Below are 17,573 nucleotides of genomic sequence, written 5' to 3'. Positions count from 1 at the left end.
CAGCGACCACCGTCAACAGTCAGTAACGGATCCCGGATCCGAAGGAGAGAAAGCAAATGAAACGTGGACATCAGGAACTCATCGTCGGCCTGGATATCGGTACCTCCAAAGTCGCCTGTATTGTCGCCCAGTCTAAAGGTGGTCGTGAAGCAGAAATCATCGGCGTCGGTCAGCACCCCTCCCGGGGTTTGAAAAAAGGGGTGGTGGTGGATATTGAATCCACCGTGCAGGCCATTACCCGTGCAGTCCAGGAAGCAGAACTCATGGCCGGCGTCCAGATTCACGGTGCCGTGGTCGGCATTGCCGGTGGTCACATTCGCGGTTACAACAGCCACGGCATCGTCGCCATCAAGAACAAGGAAGTCAGCAATGAGGATGTGGGCCGGGTCATGGACGCCGCCCGCGCTATCGTGATTCCTCAGGACCAGAATGTCATTCACATCCTCCCCCAGGAATTCATGATTGACAGCCAGGAAGGGGTTCGCGAACCGGTCGGGATGTCCGGTGTTCGTCTGGAAGCCCGGGTGCACATCGTCACCGGTGCGGTCAGTGCGGCCCAGAATATTGCCAAATGTGTGGAACGCTGCGGCTTGCAGGTCCAGGATCTGGTTCTCGAACAACTGGCCTCCGCCGATGCCGTTTTGACCTCCGACGAAAAAGAACTCGGAGTTTGTCTGGTGGATATTGGCGGTGGTACCACCGACATCGCCATTTTCCGCGATGGTGCCGTCCGCCATACGGCGGTGATTCCCATTGCCGGGGACCAGGTCACCAATGACATCGCTCTCGGCCTGCGTACCCCGCCGGTGGAAGCCGAACAGATCAAGAAGCTCTATGGCTGCGCCCTCGGCGACCTGATCGAGCAGGATGACGAAATTGCCGTGCCCAGCGTCGGTACCCGCCCACCCCGCACCATTTCCCGGCGGATTCTCGGCGACATCATCGAACCCCGCATCAAGGAACTGTTTGAACTGATCCAGGCCGAACTGCGGCGCACCGGCTATGAAGAAATGATCGCTGCCGGGGTGGTCATCACCGGCGGCTCCAGCCGTCTGGAAGGCATTGCCGAGCTGGCCGAAGAAATCCTCCATCTGCCCGTCCGGGTCGGCGAACCCATGCATTTGCCGGGCATGGAAAATGTGGTCCGGGTACCGGGTCACGCCACCGGCGTCGGCCTGGTCATGTATGGACTGCATAATCAGCCGGCCGGACAGGGCGAGGCAGCCGTTGCCGTCCAGCCCAAGGCCGCTTATGAAGATCACAGCCAAACCGGCATGGACACCAGTTTTGGCGGTGTTTTCCGGAAAATGCGCAACTGGGTCCAGACCAGTTTCGGTTGATCGCTTTCTCACCAGAACCCCATTGAACCAATCAGGAGAAATATCATGTTTGAATTGAACGAATGCGAACAGGACGGCGCCGTCATCAAGGTCATCGGCGTCGGTGGCGGTGGCGGTAACGCCATCAACAACATGTGTGGTGCCGGGCTGGAAGGGGTGGAATTCATCACTGCCAATACCGATGCCCAGGCGCTGCGCAACTCCCTGGCCAGCCGCACCATTCAGCTCGGCGCCCAGATTACCCGTGGCCTGGGTGCTGGAGCCGATCCGGAAGTGGGGCGCAAGGCCGCGGAAGAAGGTCGCGACGACATTCGTGCCGCCCTCGAAAAAGCCGATATGGTGTTCATCACCACCGGCATGGGTGGTGGAACCGGTACCGGTGCCGCCCCCGTCGTCGCGGCCATTGCCCGGGACATGGGCATTCTGACGGTCGGCGTGGTCACCAAGCCGTTTAACTTTGAAGGCAAAAAACGTCAGCAATACGCCCTTTCCGGCATTGATGAACTGTCCCAGCATGTAGACTCTCTGGTCATTATCCCCAACGAAAAACTGCTGGCCGTGCTCGGCACCGCCATCAGCCTCAAGGATGCTTATCAGGCTGCCGACAACATTCTGCTGGGTGCGGTCCAGGGCATCTCCGAACTGGTTACGCGTCCGGGTCTGATGAACCTGGATTTTGCCGATGTGCGCACCGTCATGTCCGGCATGGGCCTGGCCATGATGGGTGCGGCCAGTGGCAAGGGCGAAAACCGCGCCCGGGATGCCGCCACCCGCGCCGCCTCCAGCCCGCTTCTGGACGACATCAACCTGTCCGGCGCCCGGGGTATTCTCGTCAACATTACGGCAGGTATGGATCTGACCTTGGGTGAATTCCAGGAAGTCGGTGAGCTGATTCGCGGCTATGCGGCAGATGACGCCAATGTGAAGGTGGGTACGGTGCTGGACCCCGATCTCGACGGCGAACTGCGGGTTACTGTGGTGGCTACCGGCTTGCAGCGTGAGCCGGTCCGTCTGGCCGTGGAGAATATCCGGGGACGTGCCAGCAACCCTGCCAGTCCCAGCACTCCTTCCGACTGGCGCAATCTGGATATCCCCGTGGGGATGCGTCACGGCGAACGCGCTGCACCTGCCAGTGCCAACACCCGCAGTAGCGGCGGCGCACCGGACTTTTCCGATCTGGATATTCCGGCTTTCCTGCGCCGTCAGGCGGACTGAAGCAACACCGGGTCAGCGCAGTAACGGCGCCTGACCCGGCCGACAGCGTTCCTGACTCGGCCGTGGCCCCTTGGCTGCGGCCGTTCTTACCAGTTCATCTTCGTCCTGGAGCAGAACTGCACGCTGCTGTTCAGTCAACAAGGGATTACGGGCAATGGCATAACGCACGTTGGGATCGCGATCGGCACAAAAAACCGCCACCTGTTCCGCAGACAAATCCGGTCTTTTGGCAATACACAGACGAATGACGTAGTCACCGTCCCGGGCCAGAACATCCACCTCAGCAGACCGTAAATCTGCCCTTCGGGCAAAATAACAGCGGGTTTGCACCCACTGTTCGCACAACAAAAAGGGGCGGTAATCGTCGGGCAAGTCCGGACTCAGCGCCCATTTCAGGCGTTCTTCCAGAGACATACCCCGCCACAGCGTTTCCACAGGCGCCACTCAATTTTCCCGGACAATCATCAGGGTCCCCTCAACACGGCGACCACAAAATCTCCTTCAATTCCAAGCCGCCCTTATCCGGCAGCCAGATGTCCAGAAGGATCCCGCTCGGCGCTGGACATGGCCTTGCGATAACGGCTGAGGTCCTTAGCACTCTGGATAGGTACTTCCAGCAGGGTGGAAAGATTACGCAAAATGCCGTTGACGACCTTGCCTTCCCAAATGGCATCAAAATGAATCTGGGTATCCAGCCATTGCTCCAGCCAGCCGGGATCGGGTAGATGACTTTGCACACTATCCTCGGGGTACATATTTTTATTCACATGCAAATTGGTCGGATGCAGTGCCTTGGCGGTCTTGGTGTTCGCCATCAATACGCCGATTTTGGCAAAAGCCAGACGTGCCGAGTCCCCCAGACGCTCAATCGCCCGCCGCATATATTTCAGATAAATGCCGGCGTGCCGCGCCTCATCCTTGGAGAGCACTTCATAAATGGAACGGATAACCGGCTCGCTATGCCACTGGGCCGCGCACTTGTACCAATGGGTCAAGCGGATTTCCCCGCAAAAATGCAGCATCAGGGTTTCCATGGCCGGGGCCGGATCGAATTCAAAGCGCACATTGTGCAGCTCTTCCTCGGTCGGCAGATATTCCGGGGCAAAGCGTCGCAAATACTCCATGAGCACCAAGGCGTGCTTCTGTTCTTCATAAAACCAGATGGACATGAATGCCGAAAAATCCGAGTCATCCCGGTTATCACGCAGGAACATTTCCGTGGCCGGCAAAGCTGACCATTCGGTCACGGCATTCATCTTGATCGTACGGAGCTGCTCTTCACTCACCAGGCTCCGATCAAACTGATCCCAGGGAATATCTGTCGCCATATTCCAACGCGCGGCCTCCAGGGATTTAAACAATTCAGGGTATAACATGGCCAAGCCACCTCTCTCCGGCGTCGACAATCATCAGGTTTCCGGCAAATTGTCCGGTATGCCTTCATTGCCCATAAAGCATAACTACTGAGTATATGGGGGCATTCTACGGCAAATCAACGTGCGGGGCGATGCCTGAAGGGCAAACTGTAGCGGCAACGCCACAGTACGACCTAGATTTATCTGCGCATTTGCGGCAGACTTTAGCTTATTCTTGATGTTACGCGGAAGCCATGGCTGTCTCTACCCCTCATATACTGGTACTGCACGGACCGAACCTGAACCTGCTGGGTCAGCGTGAACCGGGACACTATGGTCGCAGCACCCTGGCGGAAATTGACGCCCAACTGACTGCCATGGCCAGCAACTGGGGCTGGATCCTCAACAGCCTGCAAAGCAATGCCGAACATCAACTGATAGACGCCGTACAGCTTGCCCCTACCCAGGGAGTCAGCCATATCATCATCAATCCCGCCGCGTTCACCCATACCAGTGTCGCCCTGCGCGATGCTCTAAGTGCCGTGGCCATTCCGTTCATTGAAGTGCATTTGTCCAACATTCACGCGCGGGAAGCTTTCCGCCGGCATTCCTACTTTTCCGATATTGCCCGGGGGGTCATAGCGGGACTAGGAGCCGACGGTTATTTCCTCGCTCTGGAAGCCATTTACCGGCGTGTTTCACGCCCTGACTGAACCCCTCATTAAGGAAAAGCATGGATATCCAATTCATTCGTCGCCTAGCCGAACTACTCGAAAAAAGCGCCATTGACGAAATTGAAGTTGTTGAAGGTGAAAGCAAGGTCCGCATTACTCGACATGCAGCTCCCATCGTGCCGCAAAATGTGACCTATCACGCCCAGCCCGCGCCGCTGCCGGCAATGGCCCCGGAAAGCATCCAAGCCCCTGCTGCGGCGCCCGTAGCTGCTCCCGCTGCCGAAAGCGCACCTCAAGGTTATATGATCAAGTCACCCATGGTCGGCACTTTCTATCGGGCCTCTTCCCCCGAAGCCGCGCCTTTTGTCGAAGAAGGCAGCATCGTCAAGGCCGGACAAACCCTCTGCATTATCGAAGCCATGAAATTACTGAATGAAATTGAAGCCGATGTTTCCGGCAAAATCATCAAGGTGCTGGCCAGTAACGGACAGCCCGTAGAGTACGGCGAACCCCTCTTCATCATTGCCCCAGAGGATTGAAATGTTTGAGAAGATCCTCATTGCCAACCGGGGCGAAATCGCTCTGCGCATTCAACGTGCCTGTCGTGAACTGGGTATCCGGACGGTAGCCGTCCATTCCGAACCTGATCGTGACCTGATGCATGTCAAGCTGGCCGACGAGTCCGTCTGCATCGGACCCGCCCCCAGCGATCAAAGTTATTTGAATGTGCCGGCGGTGATTGCCGCCGCTGAAGTGACCGACGCCGAAGCCATCCATCCCGGCTATGGTTTTTTGTCGGAAAACGCCGATTTTGCGGAACGAGTGGAAAACAGTGGTTTTGCTTTCATTGGTCCCCGTGCCGAAACCATTCGCCTGATGGGGGACAAAATTGCGGCCAAAACCGCCATGAAAAAAGCCGGAGTGCCCTGCGTTCCCGGATCGGACGGCCCCCTGCCAGACGACAACGAAGCCCTCAAAAAACTCGCGAAGGACATTGGTTATCCGGTTATTCTCAAAGCCGCCGGTGGCGGTGGCGGACGCGGCATGCGGGTCGTCCATACCGAGGCGCACCTGATCAATGCCGCCAACCTGACCCGGGCGGAAGCCGGCAAGGCTTTTGGTAATCCGACCCTGTACATGGAAAAATTTCTGGAAACCCCCCGTCATATTGAATTTCAGGTGCTCTGCGATGCCCACGGCCATTGCGTCCACCTCGGGGAGCGGGACTGTTCCGTTCAACGGCGTCACCAGAAAGTCATTGAAGAAGCCCCAGCACCCGGCATCAGCGCCAAACAACGCGCCGAAATTGGTGCAGCAGTCGTCAAGGCCTGTACCGATATGGGTTATCGCGGTGCCGGAACCATTGAATTTCTCTACGATCCTGCCAGCCAGACCTTCTATTTCATCGAAATGAATACCCGGGTGCAGGTAGAGCATCCCGTTACAGAAATGATTACCGGAATAGATATTGTCAAAGCCCAGATACTCATTGCTGCAGGTAAGCCTCTCCAGGTCCGGCAGGAAGACATTCATCTGCGGGGACATGCCATCGAGTGTCGCATCAATGCCGAGGATCCTGAACGCTTCACCCCTTCTCCCGGACAAATCACGGCCTGGCACCCGCCCGGCGGCCCCGGTATCCGGGTGGACAGCCATATTTATGCCGGTTATCGGGTACCCCCCTATTATGATTCGATGATTGGCAAAATCATTGCCCACGGCAATGACCGGGAGGAGGCCCAGCAGCGCATGCGCAGCGCCCTGCGGGAAACCAGCATCGAGGGCATCCAGACCAACATCCTGCTGCATCGTCGCATTCTCGAAGAAGCCCAATATGCCGCTGGTGAGATCAACATCCACTATCTGGAGGCGTTGCTCTCCCTATGAATGTCGCCTGGTGGCAATTGGACCTGCAGGTACCGGCGGAAGCTGCGGCCGCTGTGGAAGCACAGCTATTGGAAGCGGGTGCTGACGCCATCACCTTTCTGGAACAGGATGCCAGCGAAGCCCTGTTCGTGGCGGGAGAACTCTGGCAAAACAGTCATTGTCAGGCCCTTTTTGCCGCTGATGTCCATGCTGAGGCTGATTTGCGCGCCCTGATTGAGCGTGCCGCCTGGCAACATTATGGGGCTTCTCTTCAGGCTGTGGCAGATCAGGATTGGATATCCAGCACCCAGGCACAATTTCCGGCCCGCCAGTTCGGAAAACTCTGGGTTGTCCCCAGTTGGGATCGCGCTCCCGAGGGCGCGCCTTACGAATTACATCTTGATCCCGGACAAGCCTTCGGTACCGGTGCCCATCCCACCACTTCGCGCTGTCTGCATTTTCTGGAAAGCCACATTCGTGGCGGAGAATGCGTCATCGATTATGGCTGCGGTTCCGGCATTCTGGCCATTGCTGCCCTGCTTTTGGGCGCAAAAATCGCTTATGGTGTCGACACCGACCCGCAGGCCCTGAAGGTAGCCATGGTCAATGCCGAACGCAATGGCGTCATAGAGCAGTTCCAACTATCGCTGCCTGAGCAAAACCCACTGCCTCAGGCGGATATTCTGGTCGCCAATATTCTGGCCGGCCCCCTGCTGCAACTTGCGGCCACTCTTGCAGCCCTGACCAAACCCGGAGGCTGGATTGCGCTCTCGGGTATTCTCCACAGCCAGGAAGCTGGCATTCAGGAAGCCTACGCACCCTATTTCAATTTCGCCATGCCGCAACATGAAGAAGACTGGTCGCTACTCTATGGCCAGCGTAAATCCGGAGACTGAGAACATGGAAATAACCTGCCCCCGTTGTGAGTCCACCTTCAGCGTTGATCCCAAAGCCCTGCATAATCATCACTATCAGGTCAAATGCAGTGTCTGTCAGCAGATATTTCAGGTGGATATGGACAGCGAGACCAGCACGGCGGGTCTTCATCTAGGCCAGCGACTGGGGCGCTATTTGCTCCTGCTCATCATTTTCCTGTTGATTTTGGCCTTGATCGGACAAATTCTCTGGTCCACCGGTGTTTACAGTTATGCCGCCAACAGCGCACCTATCCGCCAGGCCATGATCCGGGGTGCTAACGCCCTGGGTACGACTATCTCCTGGCCGGGACCCAATAAGGAAATGCGTATTGTCGATAGTCATGTCACCCCCCTGGGAAACCAACGGGCCGAAATTACCGGGAAAATGGAAAATCTGGCTGGACATGTGCAGGCCTATCCGGTCATCCAGGTCACCTTGAGCAATGTCTATGGCGCCCCCATTGCCCATTTGCAATTCAAGGCGAAAGACTATCTGGAGCAGCCGGAGGCCATTTCCTCCGGGTTCCTGTCCCGGCAACCCGTCCCGTTCACCCTCAAGAGCCCCCAATTGCTTGCCGCCGCAGGTTATCAGGTCACTCTCCTGAGCCAGCCTTGAGGCCCGGACCATGAGTACAGAATTCATGACCTTGAGTGATTGCGTCATCATGATGGTGGATCGCTATGTGGAAGATCTGGATGGCGATGCTCCGCACAACCTGCACGCGCAAATCATTGAGCAGGTAGAACGTGCCCTGCTGGATCACACCATGAAGAAATGTGCCGGACAGCGCAGCACGGCGGCCCAATGGCTGGGCATCAACCGCAATACCTTACGCAAGAAGCTGCAGAATTACGGGTTGGATACCTGAATCAACTGCGGAGAAGTAGAAATCGCTGCGGGTGCGGGTGCGGGCAAAGGTGAGGCTTTCGCCGCCACCGCCGTGATCTGTTCTGGCGCAGCGCCATTCAGATAATGCTGATAAAAGGCCAACACCCGTGGCACATAAGCCTGGGTTTCCGCAAAGGGGGGAATGTGGTACCCCGCCTGGATGACTGCGTTGGAACCCGCATTATAGGCAGCGATGGCCAGTCTTAGATCACCACTGAATTTGCGCAGCAAATAGGCCAGATAAGCCGTTCCGCCGTTGATGTTTTCCGCCGGACTGAAGGCGTTGGCAACCCCAAAGCGTGCGGCTGTTGCAGGGATCAACTGCATCAGCCCGATGGCCCCCTTGGGAGAAACAGCCCCCGCATTATAGCCGGATTCGGCAGAAATAACGGCGTTCACCAAGGCCGGGCTCACCCCGTAACGGCTGGCCGCAGAGCGTACCAGGGACTGGTACTGCTGCCGAGCTACCTGATTAAAATCGGCACGGGCCACTGCCACCGGCATTTTGGGCGTACGCATCACCATATGGTATTGGCTGTTACCGGCGGGAACATTGGTCAGGTGGACGACCCCGTGGCTATCCGTATACGCATAAATATTCGCTTGGGCAACGCTGGCACACCCACACAAGAGCAGGCCCAGAAGGCTGAACGGGATTTTCACTTGACCACTCGCAGTGCAGGTTTTTCCGGCTTTTCAGGAGCTTCGGAGCCAGATCCTTCGTGGCCGACGGGATCGGTTCCCGGCGGTGGAGCAGCGGGAATTTCCGGCTCGGCAAAACCCATTCCTTCCTGGGTTTCTGCTGCATAAATAGCCGCCACCGCCGCCATCGGCACATCCACATTGCGTGCCACTCCGCCAAAGCGGGCATTGAAGCAAATCCAGTCATCGGCCATGCTGAGGTTGTGACAGGCTCGCGGCGAGATATCCAGAATCATCCGTCCATCCTTGGCATAACCACTGGGCACCGACACCCCCGGATAGGCCACCACCACCAGAATATAAGGGGTATGGCCCTGGTCGATACACCACTGGTAAATACCCTTCAACAAATAAGGCTTGGCACTTTCTGGTAACAAAACATTTTCTCCATTCACAAGCAGCACGGCAACAGTCCGATATCAATATACTATCTATTTAGCCGAAATCCAGGAGATCTCAAGGCTCAAGCATTCCCAGACCAATTACCCGGGACTGACCGCCATGACAAACAACAAAAATAATATGGCTTCAGATTTATACAAATTCTTTTCTGCAAAAAAATCCGGTAGATGTGCTTAAGACAAATAATTCTTGCCTCATTTACATTAATCTCTAAAATACAAATCACAATAACCTTTTGATCGCTCCATACCGGGGTTGATTTTTTACGTTCGGAGGAACTCATGCCGTTTGTCAGCCGTCAACAGCTTCGTTTTGTGACTTATACTTTTGCCGCCGCCAGTGCCATTGCCCTGTCGGGCTGTGCCGCCACCCAGGTTGCCCTGGAACATAAGGATCTGAGTGTACAGACGAAAATGTCCAACACCATTTTCCTGAATCCAGTTCCCCCGTCAGAGCAGACAGTGTACGTACAGTTTAAAAACACCTCTGACAAGACCCTCAATGTGGCTGCACTGGAACAGGAAATCGATGCCAATCTGACCAACCAGGGCTATCGCATCGTTCCTTACAACCAGGCCCATTACATGATGCAAATTAATATTCTGTCCGTGGGCAAAATGTCCGAAGCGGCCGCCAACAAGTCCTTGACCAATGGTTTTGGTGGTGCCGCATTTGGTGCTGCCGCCGGAGCTGTTATCGGCCAGAGCTGGACCGGGGCGGGCGCGGGTGCCCTGGTAGGGGGCGCCATTAGCTTAGTTGCGAACTCCCTGGTCAAGGATGTGACCTACGCCATGATCACCGACGTCCAAATTGCTGAACGCAGCAAACAGGCGGTCAATCAACAGACCAATTCCAGCCTGCAACAGGGCACCAGCAGTACGACCACCCAGCAGATCAGCGGCACCAATCACTGGATGTATTACCGGACCCGTATTGTCTCCACCGCCAACAAGGTCAATCTGGACTTCAAGGACGCCGTGCCCGCCTTGCAGGGTCAGTTGGTCCACAGTCTCTCTGGTATTCTCTGAGGACCAGGCCGCCCGGACCATTCCGGGCATAGTTACAAAAACGCTCCCGCCGCAAGCAGGAGCGTTTTTTTTGCCGATGCACTAATTCAGGTGGTAGCTGAGTACCCGCTCCACTTCATTTTTGGCCCCTAGAATCACCGGAACCCGCTGATGCAGGCTGTCGGGCTGGATTTCCAGAATACGCGCCGTCCCGGTGCTGGCTGCGCCCCCCGCTTGTTCAACCAGATAGGACATGGGGTTGGCCTCGTAAAGCAAACGTAGCTTACCCGGTTTTTTAGGATCCTTCTGGTCAAAGGGATACAGAAAAATGCCGCCCCGACAGAGAATACGATGGACATCTGCGACCATGGAGCCGACCCAGCGCATGTTGAAATTTTTCTGGCGCGGCCCTTCGCTGCCCTGATTCAGTTCCTCGATATAGCGCTGGACCGGTTTTTGCCAGTGCCGCTGATTACTCATGTTAATGGCATATTCCTGGGTGTCTTCGGGAATTCGCATCTGCTGGTGGGTGAGGATATACTCGCCGATGGAAGGATCCAGGGTAAAACCATTGACCCCCTGCCCGGTGCTGTATACCAGCATGTTACTGGAACCGTACAAGGCATAGCCCGCAGCCACCTGTTCCACACCCGGCTGCAGAAAATCTTTGAGACTGGCATTCTGCCCTGCCACCGGCGCACGGAGAATGCTGAAAATCGTGCCGACACTGATCCCCACATCGGTATTGCTGGAACCATCCAGCGGATCAAAAAGCAACAGATATTTGCCCCGGGGAATACTGTTGGGAATGGCATAGGGATCATCCATTTCCTCGGAGGCCATACCGGCCAGATGCCCGGTCCAGTCCATGGCATGCAAAATGGCATCATTGGAGATGATATCGAGCTTTTTCTGCACTTCGCCCTGCACATTGTCGGTACCGGCACTCCCCAGCGCTCCCACCAATGCCCCGCGATACACCTGGGCGCCAATGAACTTGCAGGAAACTGCCAGGTCATTCAAAAGTGCAGCGAAATCACCCGAAGCTTCGGAATGGCGACGCGTTTCCTCGGTAATGAATTGTGTCAGGGTAGTGCCAATATGCATGCGCAGATCCTTTAAAAGCCGTTGAATGAAGAGAATTTCTACAGAGCGCTCAGGCCCAGTTTGAAGGTGATGGTGGATTCTATCGCGCGCGCTGCCCCGTGGTCCAACCATTGCAACCATTGAATATGAAAACGGTGAATACCGCCGCTGATTTTAGGATAGCCATCGAGATGATCGGCTATTTCCAGACGGATCAAGGAAGGCGGGTGCCGTGGATCAAGGGCAGAACCATATCGTCCCTCCGGAGCCTCCACAGACGACCAGGCACAGGAGTCGCGCAACAAGGCCAGAATCAGATCCACACTGCTTTGTAACAGTTGCAGCCCTTCTACCCAGCTTCCCAGAAGAGCGCTGGCACGTTCAGGGGGCTGTTGATTCCAAAAAGCCAGCAGCGGCAAATCACAATCGGCCAGGCCACCGGCAACGCCCATACGGCCCCGCGCCAGCTGGATGATTTCCTGATGGCGCAACACTTCCCCGAAGGGCTCTCGATGCTCTCTCAGCAATTTCAGCTGCTGATCAATACGAAACTGCCAGGCGCGCAAAGGTCCCTCATCCACCTCCGGGCTCTGGGACCAGAGACTGAGGCTTTGCCCCAGTCGCTCCAGCTCCAGAATCAGGTCGAGACGCAGTTCGGGACGCGCACAAAAATCCAGCAGCTCGTTGTACGGGCGCAAGGCCTGGCGGAGATCCGCTTCATGAATACGTTGCGCCTGGGCAAAAACACTCTCCAATCGCAGCAGCAATCGGGCGCGCTCATGCAGGGGATGCTCATAAACTGCCATGCCTGTCCTTTGTTATCCATACTCGCCACCCTTCCAGGCAGCCAAGTGTGCACCATTTTCGGGCACCATGAGACAGGGTGCCACAGACAATTTTTCTAGGCAAATCCATGACCTTTATGCAGGGTCTCCCAGAAAGCCTGTACCGCCGCACGCAAACTGCTCAGGTCTTTTTCATTGCTGATTACATGATCGGCTGCGGCATTACGCTGCACTCGATCCAGCTGTGCTGCCAGCACCGCTTCTATCTGCGCGGCGGACCAGCCGGGGCGCTGCTGCAAGCGGGCAACCTGCAGCGGACGCGGACAATCCACCACCAGAATCCGGTCCAGCAGTGGCTGGTAATGATTTTCAACCAGCAGCGGCACCACCCAGACCAGGATCGCTGCGGACTGTTTTTTTTGCAGTTGCTGGCTGCGCTCCAGAAAAAGCTGACGGATCTGCGGATGCAAGAGGGCTTCCAGCCATTTTCTGGCCGCTGAATCGCCGAAAACCCGGGCCCGCAAGCGCGACCGATCCAAGCTACCATCAGCCTGCAAATACTCGCTGCCCCAGTGCTGGACGATAGCGTCCAGAGCAGGTTGTCCCGGTGCGACCAACTCCCGCGCCAGAACGTCGGCATCGAGAATATGGGCACCCAGATCCTCCAGCATTGCCGCGACGGTACTTTTGCCACTGGCGACGCCACCGGTCAGCCCTATGCGCATGGTCAATCAACTCCCCAGCAAATGCAGGTAGCCCTGCACAATTTCATGGGGCCAGAGCAGCATCAACCAGCCCCCCAGGGCCAGATAGGGGCCAAAGGGAATGGCATAATCCCGCCCCTTGCCGCCCAGCAGAAAGGCCACAGCCACCAGCCCCCCGCTGATTGCGGCAATAAACAGGGTCAGGAACACCGCCTGCCAGCCGAGCCAGGCACCAATCAGGCCGAGCAGTTTGAGATCGCCTCCGCCCATGCCGTGTTTTCCGGTCATTTTCAGATAAGCGGTGGCCAGCAGCCAGAGACTGCCATAACCCAGGACAATACCGAGCAAGGCATTCCAGGGCGTGGTCAGGGCCAGTCCCGGCCAAAACAAGTCGGAGGCGTTGATGAGCAACCCGAGCAGCATACCCGGTTTGGTGATGCGATCCGGGAGGAGTTGGGTTTCCAGATCAATCAGCGTCAACGCCAGCAATATCCAGGTGAACAGCAACGCGGGGAGCAGGGACCAACGTAAACTCATTGCATGGTGTATGGCCCACTGCCAGGCCACTATCACGCTGAAGATGCCGGTCAACAGCTCCAGTGCCGGATAGCGCCAGGCAATGGCGCTGCCACAATCGTGACAGCGGCCGCGCAGCAGCAACCAGCTGAGAACGGGAATATTTTCCCAGGCACGGAGCACATGGCCACAGTGTGGACAATGGGAGGCCGGACGAATGACCGATTCACGGCGGGGAACCCGATGTACCACCACATTGAGAAAACTGCCGATGAGCAGCCCGAACAAGCCGACAAAAATATAGCCCGCTATAGGGAAAAAGGCGGTCATTCAGGACCCCCTGCCGAGCTCCGCGCCATTCTCAGCGCAAATGATTGCGAGCTAATGCCCAGCTGCTGTGCAGCCATAGCAGCATCACCGGCAGCCACTTCAAGCATACTGCGCAGCAAGGCAGCTTCGGCATCATCCAGGGCCCGAGCCACCCCCGATTCGCCTCGCGTGACCCGGGGAACCGGAGGCTGCTCCTCGTTCTGACAGTGTGCGGGCGCTTTTCCGGTTTCGAGAATATTCTTGTCCGGGAAAACCAGGCTGCGCTCCAGTAAATTTTCCAGTTCACGCACATTACCCGGAAAATCATATTCCAGCAGTTTGTGCATTACCTCTTCAGCCAGGGTCGCCGGGCCCCCGCTGCCTGGCCCGTTCATCCGCTGCAAAATGACATCCACCAGCTGGGGAATATCTTCCCGCCGCTCACGCAAGGGGGGAAGATGTAACTGGACGACGTTCAAGCGGTAGAGAAGGTCCTGACGAAAAGTCCCGGCATCCACCATCGCTCCCAGATCACGGTGGGTCGCCGAAATAAAGCGCAGATCCAGAGATATTTCCCGTGATCCACCCAGGGGCCGGATGACCCTTTCCTGAATGGCGCGCAGCAATTTGACCTGCATCAACATGGGCAGATCGCCGATTTCATCCAGAAAAAGCGTGCCGCCATTAGCCGCCTGGAAGAGTCCCTGGCGGGCCTGGGTCGCTCCAGAATAAGCGCCTTTTTCTGCACCGAACAACTCACTTTCAATCAGGCCCTCGGGAATGGCCCCGCAATTGACAGCCACAAAGGGTTGGTCATGGCGCAAACTCGAATCATGAATGGCCCGGGCCACCAGCTCCTTGCCGGTCCCCGACTCACCGGTGATATGTACGGGAGCATTACTGCGCGCGAGCTTGCGAATATCTTCCCGAATTTGCTGCATCAAAGGAGAATGCCCGACCAGCCTGTCCGTAGCATCATGCTCCGGGTTTTGCGGATTGTTGAGCTTGATGGCTGCGGCGACCAGATGCCGCAGGCGGGCAAGCTCAATGGGCTTGGACATATAATCAAAAGCCCCGGCCTGCATGGCTTCCACGGCGCCGTCAGCTGATGAATAGGCAGTAATCACGGCCACCGGAAGCTGAGGATGCTTCTCATGAAGATGACGCACCAGATCAATACCCGAACCATCCGGCAAACGCAGATCACTCAGGACGAGAGAAGGAAGTCCTGTGGCAAGACGCGCCTGCGCCTCAGCCAGGGAATGGGCACCGGACACTTCCAAACCCATTCCTTCGAGGGTGATGCGTAATAATTCGACAATATTGGGCTCGTCATCCACCACCAAAGCGGAAGGAACAGAGCGGCTTGTCGTCATGTCTCTTCCTCATGCAGGTTCCAGCAGGGCAAAAATATTTTAAACAACACACCACCTTCGGCATGATTTTCACACTGCACATATCCACCATTCATGCTGATCAACTCGCGCACCATGGGCAAACCCAATCCCGTACCCCTGGAATTGGTTGTAAAAAAAGGCTCAAAAATGCGCTCCATGACTTCCGGCCGGATACCCGGACCAAAATCTCGCAGGGTCAGCATAACCTGTTCTTTGTTAAAGCGCTCCGCGCTGATTTCCATACGACATAATCCCTCTGCATCAATGCCATATTGCGCCGCATTATGCAATAAATTCCAGATCACCTGACGCAACTGGGCAGGATCAGCGTAAACCAGCAGACTGCCCGGAATATCCTCCACCAGCACATGGGTCTCTGCCAACTGGGGATCCGCCTGCAGTTGAACTAGCAGTTTCGGCAACCAGCTCGACAAGGCAATGGGTTCCAGATGAGCAGGCCCCGGCCGGGCCATTTCCAGTACCGATTCGACAATATCATTAATTCGAACGGTTTCTCTTTCCAGGATGGCAAACAAATGCCGGGATCCCTTGTTTTCCAGATTTTCGTCCAGCAAATTGGCGGCATGACGGATGACACTCAGGGGGTTACGGATTTCATGGGCGATATTGGCAGCGAGGCGCCCCAGCGCCGCCAATTGGGCCTCATGCTCCCGGGCTCGCAAGGCCAAGGCATCGCGCAGCAGTAATAGCCGATAGGGGCTGTCCGGAAGCGTGATTTTTCGCACCAGCAAAGAAGGCGTGCGATCCCTGGCAGCTGGATCATCAGGGCCAAGAGGCAGCAGAACTTCATCGTCATCCCCTTGCTGCTTGAGCAACATGGCGGCTATGCGTGCCTGTACCAGGTCGATGGCGACCGGCACATTGCCCCAAAAGCGATAGCCCGTCAGCTTCCGGGCGAGGGGATTGCTGAGGATGACCCGATTATGCCTGTCCAGTACCAGTACGCCCACATCCATGTATTGAACGATTTCCTGGTTCAACACATTCAGGTTGAAAAGCTCCTGATCGCGCTGCTGAGCCAGACGATTGCCGCGATCCAGACTGCGGACCAGACTGTCGGCCAGTACCGCTACCGCCACCAGGGCCAGAATATAAATAAACAGCTGGCCGAACAGAGGGTGTACGCTCGCCATGCCCCCTTGCAGGGATTCCACAACCAGCAGGAGTAACAAAATCCAGACGAATAAAAAAGCGCCCTTGCCCCGCAGTAAACTGGCTACCGAAACCAGCAACAGAAAAGGAAGAATGCTGAACGGGCCGCTGATACCTCCGCCATAATGCAACAGTAGCAATACCAGAACCGTATCGACCAGGACCTGTAGCCAGACATGCCAGCGCGATTGATCCGGGAGCTTCATCAACAGCAGCAGCAGATAGAACAGGCTCATCCCGGCAGCCACCAGGGAAACCAGACTCAGAGGGCGCAGGCGCGGGCCCAGATCCAGCAGACTGGCACTGAAGGGGAGTTGCACCAGTACAGCAATAGCTGCCGCAATCAGTAGACGATAAGCGGACACGCCCCACAAGCGGCGCCAGGCACCATCCTGCTGGAGCAACTCAGCCGTCATGGAGGTCTTTAGCGGAGTGCCGCATCAGCAAACCATTAGAGGTTGGTGACTCGCAGCACCTCTTCCAGGCTCGTCACCCCTTCCTTGACCCGGCGCAAGCCGTTCTGACGCATGGTGAGCACGCCCTCCGTGGCGGACTGGCGGGCCAAGTCCAGGGCGGTTCCTCCGCGCATGATGATTTCGCGCATGGCATCACTGACTGGCATCACCTGATAAAGACCAATCCGGCCCTTGTAGCCGGTTTTATTGCAGGCATCACAACCTGCCGGGCCCATGGGCCGCCAGCCTTGCAACTCTTCGGCAGCAAAGCCCGCCTCGACCAGCGCCTGATCGGGAATACGGACCGGCTTTTTGCAGTGGGTGCAGAGCTTGCGAGCCAGACGTTGGGCCATGACCAGATGCACCCCGCCGGCGATGTTATAGGTGGGGATACCCATGTTTTCCAGCCGGGTCAAGCTTTGCGGAGCGTCGTTGGTGTGCAGGGTGGCGAGCACCAGATGACCGGTCTGCGCTGCCTTGATGGCCGTTTCGGCGGTTTCCAGATCGCGCACTTCACCGACCATGATGATGTCAGGATCTTGGCGCAAAAATGAACGTAGCGCGGCGGCAAAATTCAAGCCAATGCGTTCATTGATATTCACCTGATTGATGCCATACACCGGAATTTCCACCGGATCTTCCGCCGTACTGATATTGCAGTCACCGGTATTGAGGATATTCAAGGCCGTGTACAGGGTGGTGGTTTTACCTGAGCCGGTCGGCCCCGTCACCAGAATCATGCCATAGGGGCGGTGAATGGCTTCTTCAAAAGCTTTGCGTT

At 56.6% G+C, this 17,573-nt stretch carries 20 protein-coding genes; 9 read left to right on the top strand and 11 right to left on the bottom strand.

All coding sequences use genetic code 11. From position 1 onward, the window contains the following. Nucleotides 1-56 precede the first annotated feature (56 nt). Together ftsA and ftsZ are read left to right on the top strand one after the other, a co-directional pair. A complete protein-coding gene (gene ftsA, locus AC2VLR_RS03560; RefSeq protein WP_486880878.1) occupies nucleotides 57-1,340 on the top strand; it encodes a cell division protein FtsA in 1,284 nt (427 codons plus the stop codon). Nucleotides 1,341-1,385: 45 nt separating this feature from the next. Next, entirely contained in the window at nucleotides 1,386-2,555 is a 1,170-nt protein-coding gene (gene ftsZ / locus AC2VLR_RS03555) for a cell division protein FtsZ (protein WP_215843329.1), read from the top strand. 12 nt (nucleotides 2,556-2,567) lie between these two features. Here ftsZ and AC2VLR_RS03550 read toward each other — a convergent pair whose 3' ends face one another. Next, on the bottom strand, nucleotides 2,568-2,999 hold the full coding sequence (locus AC2VLR_RS03550; protein WP_486880877.1) for a hypothetical protein: 432 nt from the start codon (nucleotides 2,997-2,999) through the stop codon (nucleotides 2,568-2,570). A gap of 74 nt (nucleotides 3,000-3,073) precedes the next feature. Next, nucleotides 3,074-3,931: a diiron oxygenase gene (locus tag AC2VLR_RS03545; protein ID WP_215843330.1), complete on the bottom strand. Its 858-nt coding sequence runs from the start codon at nucleotides 3,929-3,931 to the stop codon at nucleotides 3,074-3,076. Nucleotides 3,932-4,164: 233 nt separating this feature from the next. On the opposite strand from AC2VLR_RS03545, the gene aroQ reads away from it, so the two are divergent. From aroQ to AC2VLR_RS03515, 6 genes are read left to right on the top strand one after another with little or no spacing between them, the layout of a single operon-like run. Further along, nucleotides 4,165-4,623: a type II 3-dehydroquinate dehydratase gene (aroQ, locus tag AC2VLR_RS03540; protein ID WP_486880876.1), complete on the top strand. Its 459-nt coding sequence runs from the start codon at nucleotides 4,165-4,167 to the stop codon at nucleotides 4,621-4,623. Between the two features lie 20 nt (nucleotides 4,624-4,643). Continuing rightward, nucleotides 4,644-5,123: an acetyl-CoA carboxylase biotin carboxyl carrier protein gene (gene accB / locus AC2VLR_RS03535; protein WP_215843333.1), complete on the top strand. Its 480-nt coding sequence runs from the start codon at nucleotides 4,644-4,646 to the stop codon at nucleotides 5,121-5,123. A 1-nt stretch (nucleotide 5,124) separates the two neighbouring features. Next, entirely contained in the window at nucleotides 5,125-6,471 is a 1,347-nt protein-coding gene (gene accC / locus AC2VLR_RS03530; RefSeq protein WP_486880875.1) for an acetyl-CoA carboxylase biotin carboxylase subunit, read from the top strand. Further along, entirely contained in the window at nucleotides 6,468-7,346 is an 879-nt protein-coding gene (gene prmA / locus AC2VLR_RS03525) for a 50S ribosomal protein L11 methyltransferase (RefSeq protein WP_486880874.1), read from the top strand. Before accC ends, prmA begins: the two co-directional genes overlap by 4 nt. Nucleotides 7,347-7,350: 4 nt before the next feature. Next, nucleotides 7,351-7,983 (top strand): zinc-ribbon and DUF3426 domain-containing protein, encoded by a 633-nt coding sequence (locus AC2VLR_RS03520; protein WP_486880873.1) that lies wholly within the window; start codon nucleotides 7,351-7,353, stop codon nucleotides 7,981-7,983. A 10-nt stretch (nucleotides 7,984-7,993) separates the two neighbouring features. After that, complete coding sequence (locus AC2VLR_RS03515) at nucleotides 7,994-8,236, top strand: helix-turn-helix domain-containing protein (RefSeq protein WP_215843337.1); 243 nt, start codon at nucleotides 7,994-7,996, stop codon at nucleotides 8,234-8,236. Here the strand turns inward: AC2VLR_RS03515 and AC2VLR_RS03510 are convergent. Next, the gene (locus tag AC2VLR_RS03510) at nucleotides 8,218-8,919 is read right to left on the bottom strand and encodes a transglycosylase SLT domain-containing protein (protein ID WP_486880872.1); all 702 of its coding nucleotides are present in this window, start codon (nucleotides 8,917-8,919) and stop codon (nucleotides 8,218-8,220) included. The two genes, AC2VLR_RS03515 and AC2VLR_RS03510, sit on opposite strands and share 19 nt — an antisense overlap. Further along, the gene (locus AC2VLR_RS03505; RefSeq protein WP_486880871.1) at nucleotides 8,916-9,335 is read right to left on the bottom strand and encodes a ClpXP protease specificity-enhancing factor; all 420 of its coding nucleotides are present in this window, start codon (nucleotides 9,333-9,335) and stop codon (nucleotides 8,916-8,918) included. Before AC2VLR_RS03505 ends, AC2VLR_RS03510 begins: the two co-directional genes overlap by 4 nt. Before the next feature lie 306 nt (nucleotides 9,336-9,641). Between AC2VLR_RS03505 and AC2VLR_RS03500 the strand changes: the two genes are divergently transcribed. Further along, nucleotides 9,642-10,388, top strand: coding sequence for a complement resistance protein TraT (locus AC2VLR_RS03500; protein ID WP_486880870.1), 747 nt, complete (start codon nucleotides 9,642-9,644; stop codon nucleotides 10,386-10,388). A gap of 81 nt (nucleotides 10,389-10,469) precedes the next feature. On the opposite strand, the gene AC2VLR_RS03495 is transcribed toward AC2VLR_RS03500, so the two are convergent. The 7 genes from AC2VLR_RS03495 to AC2VLR_RS03465 all read right to left on the bottom strand — a co-directional run. Next, nucleotides 10,470-11,474, bottom strand: a complete 1,005-nt coding sequence (locus tag AC2VLR_RS03495; RefSeq protein WP_486880868.1) for a class 1 fructose-bisphosphatase — start codon at nucleotides 11,472-11,474, stop codon at nucleotides 10,470-10,472. 38 nt (nucleotides 11,475-11,512) lie between these two features. Beyond that, nucleotides 11,513-12,259, bottom strand: a complete 747-nt coding sequence (locus AC2VLR_RS03490) for a cell division protein ZapD (RefSeq protein WP_486880867.1) — start codon at nucleotides 12,257-12,259, stop codon at nucleotides 11,513-11,515. Between the two features lie 95 nt (nucleotides 12,260-12,354). Further along, nucleotides 12,355-12,963: a dephospho-CoA kinase gene (coaE, locus tag AC2VLR_RS03485; protein WP_486880879.1), complete on the bottom strand. Its 609-nt coding sequence runs from the start codon at nucleotides 12,961-12,963 to the stop codon at nucleotides 12,355-12,357. 6 nt (nucleotides 12,964-12,969) lie between these two features. After that, a complete protein-coding gene (locus AC2VLR_RS03480; RefSeq protein WP_486880866.1) occupies nucleotides 12,970-13,788 on the bottom strand; it encodes a prepilin peptidase in 819 nt (272 codons plus the stop codon). Further along, nucleotides 13,785-15,143 (bottom strand): sigma-54-dependent transcriptional regulator, encoded by a 1,359-nt coding sequence (locus AC2VLR_RS03475; RefSeq protein ID WP_486880865.1) that lies wholly within the window; start codon nucleotides 15,141-15,143, stop codon nucleotides 13,785-13,787. The genes AC2VLR_RS03480 and AC2VLR_RS03475 overlap by 4 nt, the downstream gene beginning before the upstream one ends. Continuing rightward, entirely contained in the window at nucleotides 15,140-16,753 is a 1,614-nt protein-coding gene (locus AC2VLR_RS03470) for a sensor histidine kinase (protein WP_486880864.1), read from the bottom strand. Before AC2VLR_RS03470 ends, AC2VLR_RS03475 begins: the two co-directional genes overlap by 4 nt. Nucleotides 16,754-16,788: 35 nt before the next feature. Then, nucleotides 16,789-17,573, bottom strand: a 785-nt coding sequence (locus AC2VLR_RS03465; protein WP_486880863.1) for an ATPase, T2SS/T4P/T4SS family, incomplete at its 5' end; no start/stop codon positions are given.

It is taken from the genome of Acidithiobacillus sp. TH-A117 (assembly GCF_057473465.1).
This window is presented reverse-complemented; position numbering and strand designations above follow the sequence as displayed.